Origin of the sequence: Corynebacterium uberis, from assembly GCF_020616335.1 — a bacterium.
Lineage (GTDB): Bacteria > Actinomycetota > Actinomycetes > Mycobacteriales > Mycobacteriaceae > Corynebacterium > Corynebacterium uberis.
Genome location: NZ_CP085051.1, coordinates 883,503 through 896,949 on the forward strand (window position 1 = coordinate 883,503; position 13,447 = coordinate 896,949).

A 13,447-nucleotide genomic window follows, 5' to 3' on the forward strand; every position below is an offset into this window, starting at 1 on the left:
GCTGAGATGCCGCAAGGGCGAACCGCATGAACCTGATCCGGTTAGTACCGGCGCTAGGGAAGGAAGCGAATTTTTCATGCCTGCACAATCACAGGAACATCAAGACCAAGGTCAACATCAAGGCCAAGGCCAGGGCCAACGTCCGCTATCGCGTTCGTGGCGCATCATCGATATCGTCATTGCCACGGTGCTCGCCGTGGCGGGGGGACTGCTGTTTTGGATTTGGGATGGCCTCGGCGGCGCGGGCTATGAGGTCCTCAACGCGCTGACCCCCGGCCTGGGCGGGCTGGCAGTGGGGGTGTGGCTGCTCGCCGGGGTGGTCGGCGGGCTGGTCATCCGAAAGCCCGGGGCGGCGCTGTTCGTCGAACTGCTGGCCGCGGTGGTCTCCATGATCCTGGGAAACCAGTGGGGCGTGGGCGTGATCTACTCCGGTCTGGCCCAGGGCTTAGGCGCAGAGCTGGTCTTCGCGCTGCTGGTCTACCGGCGCTGGGGCCTGGGCACCGCGGTGGGCGCGGGCACGGCCTCCGCGGCGGCGGCCTTCGCCCTGGAGCTTGTCACCTCTGGGAACTGGGCGCGCAGCCTGGCGTTCAACCTGACTTACTTGGGCTGCGTGCTGGTCTCCGGGGCGGTGTTGGCCGGGGTGGGCGGCTTCTACCTGGTGCGTGGCTTGGCGCGCACGGGCGCACTCGACCGCTTTGCGGCGGGAAGGGAAGCGGCCGCGCAGTGATCCGCGCTTGCGACTTTTCTTATCAACACCCCACCCGCGACGCGCCTGCCTTTGAGCACGTCAGCATTGAGATCCCGGCCGGGCAGCGGGTGCTGCTGTGCGGGGATTCCGGAAGCGGAAAGTCGACCTTTGCCACCGCGTTGGCGGGCGTGCTGGAGGAAGATGCGCTCACCAGCGGCTCCCTGGAGGTCGCCGGAACGGTGGGACTGGTTCTTCAGGACCCGGACCCCATCTGCTCCCGGATCGGCGATGACGTCGCCTTCGGCTGTGAGAATCTGGGCCAGCACAACATCTGGGAGAAGGTGCGCTGGGCACTGAAGGCGGTGGGTCTGGACCTGCCGCTGGATCACCCCACCGCGCGGCTGTCCGGCGGGCAGCGCCAACGCCTGGCGCTCGCCGGGGTACTGGCCATGGGTGCGGATGTTGTGGTCCTGGATGAGCCCACAGCCAACCTTGACCCGCAGGGCGCGCAGGAAATTGTGCGCCTGGTAGATGAGGTGGTGGCCAACACGGGGGCGACCCTGTTGGTCATTGAACACCGGGCGCAGCGGTGGCTGCCGTATGTGGAGCGCATCGTCGAGATGACCGGCCAGGGGATAGTGGAGCGCACGGAGCTGCCGGAGCCGCCGCGCCTGCCGGGGGCGCGGGGCGTCGATAAGCACCAACAGCCCGCCGTGTGGACCCGGCAGCTGCGCACGCACACCGGCCCGCCGCGCGACGTGGAGCTGCCGGAGGGCGCGGCAACGGTGATCACCGGGCCCAACGGTGCGGGCAAGACCTCTCTGGCCATGGTGCTCGCCGGGCTGGATGCCCCGCGCTCGGGAGAGGTGGACTATGCGCCGCAGGTGCGTGATGGGCTGGGCGGGCCGGCGCATCGGTGGCGCTCGGCGCAGCTCGCGCGGCGCATCGGGTGCGTGTTTCAGGACCCGGAGCACCAGTTTGTGGCCCGCACGGTCGCCGAGGAGATGGCGGTGGGCCCGCGGGTGATGGGCATGCCCGATGCCCCGATTGATCAGCTGCTAGAACAGTTGCGCCTCGACCACCTGCGCAACGCCAATCCATTTACCCTGTCCGGGGGTGAGAAGCGCCGGCTATCCGTAGCAACGGCACTGGTTGCGGCCCCGCGGGTGCTCATTTTGGATGAACCGACCTTTGGCCAAGACGAGCAGACCTTTGTAGAGCTGGTCACGCTGCTGCGCCAGCTGACCGACCGCGGCGTCACCGTGGCGGCTATCACCCACGATGAGCTTTTCCTCCACGCGCTGGGCGATCATCACGTGGAGGTCACCCCATGAGGATGCTCGACAGTTTCAACCCCGTCGCCCGGCTTGCCGGCGCGCTCGTGGTGACCACTCCACTATTGATCTCCGTGGACCTCGTCTCCGCCACGGTGGCGCTGGTGTTGTGCACCGCGGTGGCCCTGGCCTGGGGCTTTCGCTTCACGCGCCTGCTTCCGCTGTGCGCCATCGCCCCGCTCGCCGGCGTGTCCATGGCGCTCTACGCCCGCCCGGAAGGCCACGAGTATTTCTCCTTCGGGTTCGCCCACATCACGGACAACTCGCTGGCCCTCGCCGCGGCGATCATGGTGCGCGTCATCGCGGTGGCGCTGCCGGTCCTGGTGCTCACCGATCGGCTGGACCCCACGGACCTCGGCGACGGGCTGGCGCAGGTGGCGCACCTGCCGGAGCGCTTCGTCGTCGCCTCCGTCGCCGGGGTGCGCATGCTCACGCTCTTTCGTGACGACTGGGCCAGCCTCAACCGCGCCCGCCGCGCCCGCGGCATTGCCGACCAAGGCCGCCTGCGCCACACCCTCACCCTGTCCTTCGGACTTTTGGTAGCGGCGCTGCGCCGCGGATCCACGCTCGCCGTGGCCATGGAGGCGCGCGGATTTGGCTCCGGCCCGCGCACCTGGGCCCGGCGCTCCCAGCTGCACCGCCGCGACGCAGTACTGGTCGCGGGCTGTGCCGTCGTGGCGGCGATAAGCATCGCCGCGGCGGTGTGGACCGGCCAATTCCGCTTCCTGGGGGCCTAACGGAGACAGCTATGAGCGATTTTCCTGCCGGTGGCTCCCCGCTTTCCGACGCCGCCCCCAGCGCCGCCCCCAGCGCTACCCCCAGCGCCGCCCCCAGCGCTACCCCCAGCGCCGCCCCCAGCGCTACCCCCAGCGCCGCCTCCAGCGCGGCGGTCACCGCCGCTGCTGCCTCCGGGGACCCGCTGACGGTTCTCATCGACGGCCCTTCGGGGGCAGGCAAGACCACGTGGGCGGCGTCACTGGGCTACCCGGTGGTGCATCTGGATGACTTCTACCCCGGCTGGTCGGGTCTGGCCGCCGCCGCGCAGATGGTGGCCCGGGATGTGCTTGACCCGGTGAACCCGGGGTTTTGGCGCTGGGACTGGGATGCTGATCGGCGCGGGGCGTGGCAGCCGTTGCCGCGCCGGGGCCCGGGCGAGGTGCTGGTGGTGGAGGGCGCCGGCGCGGTGACCGCAGAATCGGTGGCCGCGGCGCGGGCTCTCGGCCGAGTGCACACCGTGTTGGTCACGGCCCCGGAGGAGGTGCGCCGCACCCGGGCGCTGGCGCGCGACCCATATTATGCCCCCTTTTTGGCCATGTGGGCCCGCCAGGAGGAGCGGCACTTTTCAGTTCCGGTGCACTACGATGAGGTAATCCGGGGGTAGCTGTGCAACATCGGGGGTGGGGTGGTGGCTGATTTTGGTGCGCTTGTAGGGGTATTCCCACTATCCTTTCGGGAAACACCTACCCAGTATTGAGACGGAAAGAGACGTCCGTGAGAAAAGCGCTCAAGGCGGCGAGCCTGCTCCTAGCCGGAGTTCTCGCCGCGTGCTCCAGCGGCCAGGATGGGCCGGAAGTAAATTACGTCAGCGTCAATGGTTCGGAGCCGCAGAATCCGCTGCTTCCTGCGGGTACCACGGAGACTGGCGGCGGGGACATCATCGACCAGATCTTTTCCGGCCTGGTGGGCTATGACACAGACGGCAAGGCGTACAACGAGGTTGCCACGAACATCAGCACCACGGATGCCACCACTTTTAAGGTGGAGCTGCATCGGGACCGAAAGTTCTCTGACGGCTCTCCGGTCCAGGCCCACAACTTTGTGCGCGCTTGGGATTACGCGGTGGAGCACAGCCAGACCGGCGCGGACTTCTTTGCCCCCATCAAGGGCTTTGAGGAGGGCAAGGCGCACATGGAGGGCCTGAAGGTGGTGGATGATTACACCTTCACCATCACGCTGGCCTCGCCGCAGGCGGACTTTCCCATCCAGCTGGGGCACTCCTCCTTCTTCCCGCTTCCCGACGTCGCCTTCGACGACATGGAGGCCTTCGGTCAGCTGCCCGTGGGCAACGGCCCCTACAAGATGGAGCGCTGGGACCACAACGTTGCAGCCACCCTGGTGCCCAACCCGGAGTACGTGGGCGAGCGCACGCTCGCTAACTCCGGGGCCCAGGTGCGCTTCTACACCACCCCCAACGCGGCCTACGCGGACGTGTTGTCCGGTCAGCTTGACATCATCAAGGACGTGCCCAGTTCGGCGTTTACCACCTACCAGGACGAGCTGGGAGATGGCGCGGTGAATAAGCCGGTGGCTGTCTTCCAGGGATTTACCATTCCGCAGAACCTGCCGCACTTTAGCGGCGAGGAGGGCGCGCTGCGCCGCGCGGCGATCTCGCTGGCCATCAACCGCCCGCAGGTCACCCACGCCATCTTTGCGGATACCCGCACTCCGGCGCGCGACTTCACCTCGCCGGTGTTGCCCGGCTACAGCGCTGATATCCCCGGCGCGGAGGTGTTGGAGTTCAACCCGCAGCGCGCCCGCGAGCTGTGGGACAAGGCGGATGCCATCTCGCCCTACGAGGGCACGTTTACCATCTCCTACAACTCTGATGGCGGGCACAAGCCCTGGGCGGATGCCGTGGCCAATCAGCTCAAAAACAACCTGGGCATCCAGGCTGAGGGCACCGCCTACCCGGACTTTAAGTCCCTGCGCGATGACATCACCAACCGCACCATCACCGGCGCGTTCCGCACCGGCTGGCAGGGCGATTTCCCGGCCATGTCTGGCTTTCTTACCCAGACGTACCGCACGGGGGCGGGCTCCAATGATGGCGACTACTCCAACCCGCGTTTCGACGCCGAGCTCGACGCCGCCGCCAGCGCCCCCAGCGTGGAGGAGGCCAACAAGCACTACCGTGCCGCGCAGGCAATCCTGCTGAAGGATCTGCCCGCCATCCCGCTGTGGTATTCCAACGTCACCGGCGGCAGCGGGCCGCGCGTGAGCAACGTGCACTTCAACTGGAAGTCCGTGCCGGAGCTTAGCGCCGTGGTCAAGGAGGGCGACCCCGGACCCGGTGGTGGCGCTGATAACAAGACACAAGGACACGGAAAGGAGTAGGGCAGATGCCACGCTATATTGCGCGCCGACTGCTACAGATGATCCCCGTCTTCTTCGGGGCCACGCTGCTGCTCTACGCGCTGGTTTTCCTCATGCCCGGCGATCCGGTGGCCGCCCTGGGCGGCGACAAGGCGCTGTCAGAGGCCGCCCGGGCGCGCATTGAATCCCAATACAACCTGGACAAGCCCTTCCTGGTGCAGTACCTGCTCTACCTCAAGGGCATTGTGACCTTGGACTTTGGCACTACCTTCTCGGGCCGCCCCGTCGCTGAGGTCATGGCTGAGGCCTTCCCGGTGACCATCAAGCTGGCGGTCATGGCGCTGGTCTTTGAGGCCGTGTTTGGCATCCTCTTCGGCGTCATCGCCGGGGTGCGCCGCGGTGGCTTCTTTGACTCCACGGTGCTGGTGCTCTCGCTCATCGTCATTGCCGTGCCCTCCTTTGTCATCGGCTTTGTTTTCCAATACGTGGTGGGCGTCAAGTGGGGGCTGCTGCCGGTGACGGTGGGCAGCAAGGAAACCTTCGTGCCGCTGCTCATGCCGGCGATCGTGCTCGGCGCGTTGTCTTTTGCCTACGTGTTGCGGCTGACCCGCCAATCGGTCTCAGAGAACCTGACCGCGGACTACGTGCGCACCGCCCGGGCCAAGGGCTTGGGCGGGCGGTCGGTGATGACCCGGCACGTGCTGCGCAACTCCTTAATCCCCGTGGCCACCTTCCTGGGCGCTGATCTTGGCGCGCTGATGAGTGGCGCCATTGTCACAGAGGGCATCTTTGCCATCAACGGCGTGGGCGGCACGATGTACCAGGCCATCTTGAAGGGCGAGCCGACCACTGTGGTGTCCTTTGCCACTGTGCTAGTGGTGGTCTACATCGTGGCCAACCTGCTTGTTGATCTCATCTACGCCGTACTAGACCCGAGGATTCGCTATGAGTAGCACCCGTATCCCACGGCCGGACCGTGATGACCAAGAAAACCAGGTCAACCGTGACCTTCCAGAACCCGCGGGAGCGGTGGCTGACGCCGGGACTGTAGCCACCGAGGTTGCTGCGCCGGGCGTCGAAAAGCGAGCTGCCCGCCCGGGCCAAGAGCACGTGGTGGCCGCCGATGATGAGACCGGCCTCGGCGCAGTCGATGCGGTAGCCGATGAGTCCGCGCCGTCTTCCCAATGGGCGGTGGCCTGGCGGTACCTGCGCCGGCGGCCCCTGTTTTGGATTTCCGCAGCGCTGATCCTGCTTGCCCTCGCCGTGGCGGCGGTCCCGGGGCTGTTTACCCGGGCGGACCCCAGCTTCTGCGACCTTGACTATTCCCTGCGCGGGATGAGCTGGTCCCACCCCTTCGGTTTTGACCGCCAGGGCTGTGACATCTACGCGCGCACCGTCTACGGGGCCCGTGCCTCGGTGCTCGTGGGCGTGCTCACCACCGCGCTCGTGGTCCTCCTCGGCGGCGCGATCGGCGCCCTGGCCGGGTTCTTCGGCGGCTGGCTCGACGCGGTGCTCTCCCGCATCACGGATATCTTCTTTGCCGTGCCCCTGGTGCTGGCCGCGATCGTGATCATGCAGCTGTTTAAGAACCACCGCACCATCATCACGGTGGTGCTGGTGTTGGCCCTGTTCGGCTGGACCAGCATCGCGCGCATCACTCGCGGCGCCGTGATGAGCGCCAAGAATGAGGACTATGTCACCGCGGCCCGGGCGCTGGGCGCGCGGCGGCGCACCCTGTTGCTCAGCCACATCCTGCCCAACGCGGCGGCGCCGATCATCGTGTACGCCACGGTGGCGCTGGGAACGTTCATCGTGGCGGAAGCCACGCTGTCCTTCCTGGGCATCGGCCTGCCGTCCTCGGTGGTGTCCTGGGGCGGGGATATTGCCGTGGCGCAGGACGTGTTGCGCACCAAGCCTGCCGTGCTCTTCTTCCCCGCGACAGCCCTGGGGCTGACCGTGCTGAGCTTCATCATGATGGGCGACGTCGTCCGCGACGCGCTGGACCCGAAGGCGAGGAAACGATGACCGATCACACCACTGCGGATCGCGCTGCGGATCACGCATCCGCGGATCACGCTGCGGATCGCGCCGCAGGTCACGCCGCAGATAAGCCGCTATTGGAAATTAAGGACCTGCGAGTCTCCTTCACCTCCTCGACGGGCGTGGTTGACGCTGTGCGCGGGGCAAACCTGACGGTCTACCGCGGGCAATCCGTGGCCATCGTCGGCGAGTCCGGCTCCGGCAAGTCCACCACCGCCATGTCCGTGCTGGGCCTACTTCCGGGCGAAGGAAAGGTCACCGGCGGATCCATCCTCTTCGACGGCCAAGAGATCGCCGGGGCCAGCGAAAAGCAGATGCAACAGCTGCGCGGCGCCCACATTGGCCTGGTGCCCCAAGACCCCATGAGCAACCTCAACCCGGTGTGGCGCGTGGGCACCCAGATCGAAGAGGCACTGCACGCCAATAATGCAGAAGGCTCCGCCGAGCAGCTGCTTGAAGATGCCGGCTTAGATGATGCCGCGCGCCGGGCCCGCCAATTCCCCCACGAGTTTTCCGGCGGCATGCGCCAGCGCGCGCTCATTGCCATTGGCCTGGCCGCTAAGCCGCAGTTGCTCATCGCCGACGAGCCGACCTCCGCGCTGGATGTCACGGTGCAAAAGCGCATTCTCGATCACCTAGAGGGCCTGACTGAGCAGCTGGGTACCGCCGTGCTGCTGATTACCCATGACTTGGGGCTGGCCGCCGAGCGCGCTGAGCACCTGGTGGTCATGCACCGCGGCCGGGTGGTCGAGGCCGGTCCCTCCCGCGAGATCCTGGCCAACCCGCGCCACCCCTATACCCGCAGGCTTGTCGACGCCGCCCCCTCCCTGGCTTCCGCACGCATCCAGGGCGGCCACGGGGCCGACGAATTGCTCAAGACAGGGGATACCCAGACCACGGAGCAGGTCATCCGCGTGGACGGCCTGACCAAGGAGTTTAAAAACGTTACCGCCGTGGAGGATGTGTCCTTCTACGTGCGGGAAGGCACCACCACAGCGCTGGTGGGCGAGTCCGGTTCCGGGAAATCCACCGTGGCCAACATGGTGCTGGGCCTGTTGCAGCCGACGAAGGGGAGCGTGTACTTCCACGGCCGCAACCTCGACGAGCTCAGCCGGGCGGAGAAGTTTGCGGTGCGGGAGAAGATGCAGGTGGTCTTCCAGAACCCCTACGGTTCGCTGGACCCCATGTACTCGATCTACCGTTGCATCGAGGAACCGTTGGCGGTGCATAAGAAGGGCACACGCAAGCAGCGTCAGCAGCGGGTGGCGGACCTGCTGGATATGGTGGCCCTGCCGCGGTCAACCATGCGGCGCTACCCCAACGAGCTGTCTGGCGGTCAGCGCCAGCGGGTGGCCATTGCGCGTGCGCTGGCGTTGCGCCCGGAGGTGTTGGTGCTCGATGAGGCGGTGTCCGCCCTGGACGTGCTCGTGCAGCACCAGGTGCTTGAGCTGCTGGCTGGCCTGCAAGAAGAGCTGAAGCTGAGTTACCTGTTTATTACCCATGACCTGGCCGTGGTGCGCCAGATTGCAGACGATGTTGTGGTGATGCGCAAGGGACATCTGGTGGAGCGGGGCAGCGCCGATGAGGTGTTTGCCCACCCCCGCCAGGACTACACCCGCAACCTCATTGAGTCTGTTCCGGGCGCCGGAATCGACTGGGGTGCACACGTAACAAACTAGCGAGTTCGCCGCGCCGAACCCCTTATTGACAAATTTTGCCAATAAGGGGTTCACTGTGCCTTGTGAATCTGCAACCTCGAGGCTGGAGAGCCTCCGTCGCCGCCCTCGCCGCGGCCCTCCTGATCCCCCTAACCGGCCTGCCCGCCGCCGCCAGCCCCAACGACGCGCTGGTGGTCCGCACCGAAGGCCACGTCGATTCCCCCCACGTGACGTGGGACGAGCACACCAGCAACTTCCAGCTCGTCTCCCGCAGCGGGGGAGACCTACCAATTGAAAAGACGGTCAACTACGCCGGGCGCGGAAAGGAAAACAAGGGCCAGTTCGTCTTCACCGTCCCCGATGACCCGCGCCTGAGCTTCCTGGGGAAGCCCGGCACCCGCCTGTATAGCCTGGGCCCGGCCGCCGGCGGCCGCGGCGCGCCCATCTGGGCCGGGTTCGGCGCGGACTTGGACCTGCCCGTAGACAGCTTCCGGGACGGCACATTGACCATGGAGATCGTCGATTTTGACGGCCCCGGGCGCATGGAGCTGTTCAACTACACGGACGCTGACTATCCCGTCCGCAGGCTCTGGTCCTCCCACGACCTGGGCTACCGCTCCACCTGGGCCACGGCGGGAACCCACACCCACAACCTGACCACCTTCAGCAAACCCGGCCGCTATCAGGTCACCTACCGGGCCGCCGCCCGCGGGGTGGACGGCAAGCTCATCGCCTCTGCGCCGCAGACCCTGGTCTGGCAGATCGGCGGCACCCGCCCGGACGAGCACGGTCTGGGCCCCATCGAGGACGCCTTTGCGGCAAGCGCCCAGTCCTCCGATAGTGAACAATTCCACCCCGAGTTCTCGCTGCGCCCCTACCACGGCTCCATGCCCGGTTCCGCCGATGGGGCGCTGAGCACGCTGACCTTCAACACCGGCAATGACCGCGACCGCGGGCACGCCGTGTTCTACGTGGACGGCTACTTCCTGGCGGAGGTCCCGGTCGAGTCCGGCACGGCCCACTGGGATGAGCTGTTGGGTGACACCGAGTCCTCCTACAGCGCCGTGTTCATTCCGGACAAGGCGGCAGAAAGCCCGCGCTGGGTGTCTGCTCCGCTGCGCTACACCACCGGCGAGCAGACCACCGCCACCACCGATGAGGCTGATGGTCTACCCAGCCCTGCCACCCAGGACCCGGCGCCGCGCCTGGACCTGGGGGACTATCAGCCCACCAGCACCGATATCACGGTGAGCACCACCGCGGAAGACCCGGATACCGCGACCACGGACCTGACCGTGGCCCCGGCCGATGACTCCCTGAGCGTGCTGGCGTCCGGCGGCTACTACCGTCTGGATTCCTCCGGAACTATTTCCGCAGATGTGGTGGGCACGCAGGCCGCTAGCTGCCCCATCGCGTTTAGCAGCGCGCCGGGCAGGCGTACCTCCCGGCAGTCCATCGACGGCTGCCAGGGGCCGGGCTACGCTCTGGTGCTCAAGATCTCCCCGGATGCGCGCACTATAGCTCCGGGAGATGCCCACGTCACCGTCGCGCTGCCCGATGGGTTCGCGCCCACCCCGCCGACGACGGTGGCCTTCCAGCTCAACAATGAGCCGGAGGATCCGGACTACTCGCCGGAGGATCCGGAAGGCACGGACAACACCGAAGGGGCCACACTTAGTACGCAGCCCGTCACGCTGGAGCAGGGCCATCTGGACATCGCCCCCTTCTCGCGCGGTTCCGAGGTGGACCTGGCCATCAAGGACGGCACTGGGACGGCAAGTCACCAGGAGGTCTGGCGGGACCCAAGCGCCGTGACCCTGTCTGTGGCGGACCAGGCTCAGCGCACCTTGAGCGCCCGGGACGTGGCCAAAGGACTAGGGTTCTTGGGCCAGGAAGGCCAGCAGATCTACCTGCTTCCGCAAAGCCAGACCGATGGTTTGTTGTGGCCTGGGCTGAGTACGGAGGATGACGCGGCAACCCACGATGGGGACTACACCTTTACCATCACCTCGGCCGAGACCCCGGAGGGTGGAGACTGGTTCGCCTTCACCGGCGGCGGCCCGACCCCCATCGAGCACGTCTTCGACGCCACGCATAGCCAATTGCGTGCCGACGCCCCCCTCCACCGCCACCTGGCATGGGCCTTCACCAAGCCCGGCACGTACCGCCTGTCGGCCACCATAGCCCGCGGCGGGGACAACCCTGCCACGAGTAAGCCGGTGACCCTGACCTGGCAGGTAGGCCAGTCTGAGCAGGACCAGCCGGATCGTGAGGCTGGCACAGCGCAGGAGCGCTGGACCACCGGGCACATTGATATCCACCCGGCAGACGTTCCGGGTTCTCCCACCACCCCGGAACTCCTGTTGCATCGCGATGGCACCGGGGACCGCAAGACCTCGGACGTAGCGCTGGTGGTTAACGCCGCGCGTGCGCGGGTGATCGGCGGCGGGCAGCGCTATCCGTCCATCCCGGTCGAGCCGGAGCTGGCGTTCCTGGGCAAGCGGGGCGATGTGGTCTACCACCTGCCCATGAGCCAGGACCCGCAGGCGATTTGGCCCGGGTTTGACACCTATTCGGTGCGCACCACCCACCCGGATATGCGCTTTCGGCTGCGGCCAAAGAGCGCGCCCGAGGGTGGCAAGTGGTTTGCGTTTACTTCCGGGTTAGATATTCACCGGATCGCAGATTCCACGGGGCCGGCCGTCTTTGGTTCCGGGAAGCCATTCCACGCTCATCTGGACTGGGTGTTTACCCGTTCAGGCACGTATGAGATTGAGGTGCGTGGAGAGTCCAGCACCGGTTCAACTGCGTGGCACACCGTGACTTTTGTGGTGGAGCCGCACACGTTCGGCCAGGTGAAGTTGGATTCCTAGCGGGTTAACCGCCCCGCGGGGTTGTCGGAGCACGCAGCCGGCAACCCCGGTGCCGGGCGGCGCGCCTGATGCGGGAAACCAGGTTACCGCAAGGTGAACGGGGGTGAAATGGGGGGTGTACTGAGGCTTGGCTTTTATGGGGAAAAGCTGCATACTACTTCTCATGTCTGAATCTCATGCGTTTTCTTTGCGGGCGCTGAAGCCCGCGCCGCGCCTGAGCTCTGCTGAGGTAGCACACCGCTACCCGCTGCTGCGCTTTCAGGTGTTTATGGGCATCTTCATTGGTTACGCCGGATTCTATTTGGTGCGCAACAACATCTCGGTGGTCTCTGCGCTGCTCAAGAGCGAGGGCATCCTTGATACGGTGGCCATCGGAATCATTGCCAATGCCGTATTTGTTTCTTACGGTTTATCCAAATTCTTCATGGCCACGTTGTCGGATCGCTCAAATGCGCGCATGTTTATGCCCATTGGGCTCGCGCTATCTGGCCTGACCAATATTGCACTGGGTACCATGCCCGCGCTACATGCCTCGGTGGCCATTTTTGCGCTGGTGATGTTCATCAACGGTTGGTTCCAGGGCATGGGCTGGCCGCCCTCGGGCCGGGTTTTGGTCCACTGGTTCTCCACCTCTGAGCGCGGTTTGAAGACCTCCATCTGGAACTGCGCGCACAACGTCGGTGGCGCGGGCGTGGGCATCGCGGCCGCCTGGGCGCTGAGCGTGACCAATAATCAGTGGCAGTCTGCCTTCTGGTTCCCCGGCATCCTGGCCCTGGTGGTGGCCGTCATTGCCTTCGTGCTCATTCGGGATACCCCGGAGTCGCAGGGCCTGCCCACCATTGAGGAATATCGCAACGACCCGGCCAAGACCGAGGAAGTGGACGCGTCCGGCCTGACTGTCTGGCAGATCGTGTGGCGCCACGTGTTGACCAACCGGGTGATGATGTTCCTGGCGCTGGCCAACGTGTTTATCTACGTGCTGCGCTACGGCGTGCTCAGCTGGACCCCGGTCTACCTGCATGATGTCCACGGCGCCGACCTGGGCGCCGGCATCGCCGGCTTCTCCTTCTTCGAGCTGACCGGCATTGTGAGCACGCTGCTGTGCGGCTGGGTCTCCGACCGCATCTTCAAGGGCTACCGCACAGGCACCGGCATCCTGTTCATGTCCGGTGTGGGCCTGTTCATTGCGGCCTATTGGCTGCTGCCGCAGGGCACCCCGGTGTGGGTCCTGCTGGTGGTGGTGGCCATGATCGGTGGGTTGATCTACGGCCCGGTCATGCTCATCGGCTTGCAAGCCATTGACTTGGCTCCGCGTAACGTGGCCGGCACGGCCGCGGGCTACACCGGCCTGATGGGCTACGTGGTGGGCGCTACGTTGGCTTCCACGGGCGTGGGTTGGATTATTAAACACTATGGCTGGGATGTGACGTTTATATTCCTTCTGGTGTGTGCCATTCTGGCCATCGTGTTGCTGCGTGGTATCGGTGGCGATGAGCGTCGTTTGATGGAACACCACGCGTCGCAGAAGGCTGCTGCGGCCGAGGCAGGATCGGACGCAGCTGAGTAGTCTGAGCCGCAACTGAATCAAAAATGGGGGTATTAAGCGGGGGGATAACAACTGCTGTGTGAAAGCGCCGTCGTGGGTGGTGACCTGCGGCGGCGCTTCGCATGCGGGCCGTGTTGCAAAAAAGTTACCCAGAATCTCCAACCTGGGACTTGTGACGCCAGTAACATTGGCAACCAACAATTTCAGTGGTTTCC

General features: G+C 65.7%; 10 protein-coding genes. All 10 read left to right on the forward strand.

Features of this window, described 5'->3' with window-relative positions:
* Positions 1–76 precede the first annotated feature (76 nt).
* The 10 genes from LH390_RS04110 to LH390_RS04155 all read left to right on the forward strand — a co-directional run bounded on the left by LH390_RS04110 (position 77) and on the right by LH390_RS04155 (position 13,253).
* The gene (locus LH390_RS04110) at positions 77–727 is read left to right on the forward strand and encodes an ECF transporter S component (protein ID WP_227282502.1); all 651 of its coding nucleotides are present in this window, start codon (positions 77–79) and stop codon (positions 725–727) included.
* Positions 724–2,022, forward strand: coding sequence for an ABC transporter ATP-binding protein (locus LH390_RS04115; protein ID WP_227282501.1), 1,299 nt, complete (start codon positions 724–726; stop codon positions 2,020–2,022). The genes LH390_RS04110 and LH390_RS04115 overlap by 4 nt, the downstream gene beginning before the upstream one ends.
* Entirely contained in the window at positions 2,019–2,759 is a 741-nt protein-coding gene (locus LH390_RS04120; RefSeq protein ID WP_227282500.1) for an energy-coupling factor transporter transmembrane component T family protein, read from the forward strand. Before LH390_RS04115 ends, LH390_RS04120 begins: the two co-directional genes overlap by 4 nt.
* 11 nt (positions 2,760–2,770) lie before the next feature.
* On the forward strand, positions 2,771–3,403 hold the full coding sequence (locus LH390_RS04125) for a nucleoside/nucleotide kinase family protein (protein ID WP_283095034.1): 633 nt from the start codon (positions 2,771–2,773) through the stop codon (positions 3,401–3,403).
* Between the two features lie 110 nt (positions 3,404–3,513).
* Positions 3,514–5,136: a peptide ABC transporter substrate-binding protein gene (locus LH390_RS04130; RefSeq protein WP_399524643.1), complete on the forward strand. Its 1,623-nt coding sequence runs from the start codon at positions 3,514–3,516 to the stop codon at positions 5,134–5,136.
* Positions 5,137–5,141: 5 nt separating this feature from the next.
* Complete coding sequence (locus tag LH390_RS04135) at positions 5,142–6,068, forward strand: ABC transporter permease (RefSeq protein WP_227282499.1); 927 nt, start codon at positions 5,142–5,144, stop codon at positions 6,066–6,068.
* Positions 6,061–7,140 (forward strand): ABC transporter permease, encoded by a 1,080-nt coding sequence (locus LH390_RS04140; protein WP_227337394.1) that lies wholly within the window; start codon positions 6,061–6,063, stop codon positions 7,138–7,140. The genes LH390_RS04135 and LH390_RS04140 overlap by 8 nt, the downstream gene beginning before the upstream one ends.
* Complete coding sequence (locus LH390_RS04145) at positions 7,137–8,834, forward strand: dipeptide ABC transporter ATP-binding protein (protein ID WP_227282497.1); 1,698 nt, start codon at positions 7,137–7,139, stop codon at positions 8,832–8,834. The genes LH390_RS04140 and LH390_RS04145 overlap by 4 nt, the downstream gene beginning before the upstream one ends.
* A gap of 62 nt (positions 8,835–8,896) precedes the next feature.
* Positions 8,897–11,686, forward strand: a complete 2,790-nt coding sequence (locus LH390_RS04150; RefSeq protein ID WP_227282496.1) for a choice-of-anchor M domain-containing protein — start codon at positions 8,897–8,899, stop codon at positions 11,684–11,686.
* A 163-nt stretch (positions 11,687–11,849) separates the two neighbouring features.
* Positions 11,850–13,253 carry an MFS transporter gene (locus LH390_RS04155; protein ID WP_227326853.1) on the forward strand — a complete coding sequence of 468 codons (1,404 nt, stop codon included), beginning with the start codon at positions 11,850–11,852 and terminating at the stop codon, positions 13,251–13,253.
* Positions 13,254–13,447: the final 194 nt, after the last annotated feature.

What these genes read in the sequence shown, in the direction of transcription:
- LH390_RS04110 (WP_227282502.1), top strand. Translation starts at nt 77, where the DNA reads ATGCCTGCACAATCACAGGAACATCAAGACCAAGGTCAACATCAAGGC.
- LH390_RS04120 (WP_227282500.1), top strand. Translation starts at nt 2,019, where the DNA reads ATGAGGATGCTCGACAGTTTCAACCCCGTCGCCCGGCTTGCCGGCGCG.
- LH390_RS04125 (WP_283095034.1), top strand. Translation starts at nt 2,771, where the DNA reads ATGAGCGATTTTCCTGCCGGTGGCTCCCCGCTTTCCGACGCCGCCCCC.
- LH390_RS04135 (WP_227282499.1), top strand. Translation starts at nt 5,142, where the DNA reads ATGCCACGCTATATTGCGCGCCGACTGCTACAGATGATCCCCGTCTTC.
- LH390_RS04140 (WP_227337394.1), top strand. Translation starts at nt 6,061, where the DNA reads ATGAGTAGCACCCGTATCCCACGGCCGGACCGTGATGACCAAGAAAAC.
- LH390_RS04145 (WP_227282497.1), top strand. Translation starts at nt 7,137, where the DNA reads ATGACCGATCACACCACTGCGGATCGCGCTGCGGATCACGCATCCGCG.
- LH390_RS04155 (WP_227326853.1), top strand. Translation starts at nt 11,850, where the DNA reads ATGTCTGAATCTCATGCGTTTTCTTTGCGGGCGCTGAAGCCCGCGCCG.